The 1,531-nt window shown below is 71.7% G+C and carries 1 protein-coding gene and 1 pseudogene; both read right to left on the bottom strand.

Going from position 1 to position 1,531, the window contains the following annotated elements; translation table 11 throughout:
• Nucleotides 1-1,206, bottom strand: a 1,206-nt coding sequence (locus tag ACPC54_RS41925; protein ID WP_498973008.1) for an arginine deiminase, incomplete at its 3' end; no start/stop codon positions are given.
• Between the two features lie 19 nt (nt 1,207-1,225).
• Nucleotides 1,226-1,531, bottom strand: a pseudogene (locus tag ACPC54_RS41930) (amino acid permease); the annotation flags it as partial.

Here is a 1,531-nt window from a genome sequence, read left to right on the forward strand (position 1 = left end):
CTGGATCGGGCAGCTCATGCAGCGCGGGCCGCCCCGGCCGCGGCCGAGCTCGGAGCCGGCGATGGTGACGATCTCGACGCCCTGCTTGCGCAGGTGGGTGTTGGTGGTGGTGTTGCGCTCGTAGCCGACGACGACGCCGGGGGCGAGGGCGAGGAAGTTGCTGCCGTCGTCCCACTGCTCGCGCTCGGCGGCGCGGGCGTCCTGCTCGGCGGACAGGAAGCGGACCTTGTCCAGGTCGAGGGCTTCGGCGAGCGAGGCGGCGAGGTCGGTGTCGGTCCGCACGTCGAAGCCGGCCGGGCTCTCGGGGGCGGGGGTGAGGGTCCACGAGCGCAACTCGTGGGCCAGGCCCGGGTAGAGCGTGAAGGTGTCCCGGTCGATCATCGTCATGACGGTGTCCAGGTGCATGAACGCCCGGCTCCGCGGCAGTTGCACGGCGATCAGCCGGTGCGCGGTGTTAGTCAGGAACAGCTGTTGGGCGAGGGTTTCGACGGCCGCGGCGGTGGTGCGCTCGCCCATTCCGACCATGACGACGCCCGGGGCGATCACGTGGACGTCTCCGCCCTCGATGCTGAGCCCCGGCGCGGTGGTGGTGCCGTCCAGCAGCGGGGGCGCGGTCTCGGCGAACAGCGGGTGGAACCGGTAGATCGCGGCGGTGTGCAGGGTCTCCCGCCGCCGGGCCGGCTTCGCCATCGGGTTGAGGCTGTACCGAGCGCCGATCCAGCAGGAGTTGTCGCGCGGGAAGAGGTGGTTGGGCAGCGGCGGAAGGGCGAAGTCCTGCTCGCCGACGGTGTTCCACACCAGGCTGTGCGGGTTCTTCAGCGGCAGGTCGTCCTTGAGGACGCCACCGATCAAGTACTCGGCCAGCGTCCGGCCGTCGAGTTCCTCGCACAGCTCGCGTACCGGCTCGACCAGGGCAGGGCCGACAATGGCCGGGGTGGCCACCTGGCCGAGCAGCCAGGACCGGGCCAGCGGCAGTTCGAGGGTTTCGGCGAGCAGGTCGGCGTAGTGGTGCACGCGCACGCCGTGGTCGCGCAGGACCTGGGCGAAGGCGTCGTGCTCCTCGCGGGCACGCTTGGCCCACAGGATGTCGTCGAACAGCAGCTCGTCGACGTTGCGCGGGGTCAGGCGGGCGAGCTCCAGGCCCGGGCGGTGCAGGATCACCTGCCTCAGGCGGCCGGCTTCGGAATCGACACGCAGGGTGGACATCGGTGGTGCTCCTCGGGGTTCAGTGCAGGTGGCGCGGGGTCAGTGCGCGCCGGAGGATGGTCGGCAGGCCGACGGGCCGTACGGTGCGGGCCGCCTTCGCCGGCGGCTCGTCGTGGCGGGCCGTGGCGGCGAGCGGGGTCGCGGTGCCGGTGAGAGCCCCCGTGGCGGGTCGGGCGTGCGGTCGCTTGAGACAGATGTAGACCGGGATGCCGAGCAGGACGGTGAACAGGCCGTAGTAGACGGTCTGGTAGCCGCTGCCCTGGATCGACCAGTACGAGAAGGCCAGCGCCAGGACGGTGACGGTGACGTCCCGCGCGAAGCGGCG

Source organism: Kitasatospora sp. NPDC094028, assembly GCF_049543595.1.
In the GTDB taxonomy this organism is placed as follows: Bacteria; Actinomycetota; Actinomycetes; order Streptomycetales; family Streptomycetaceae; genus Kitasatospora.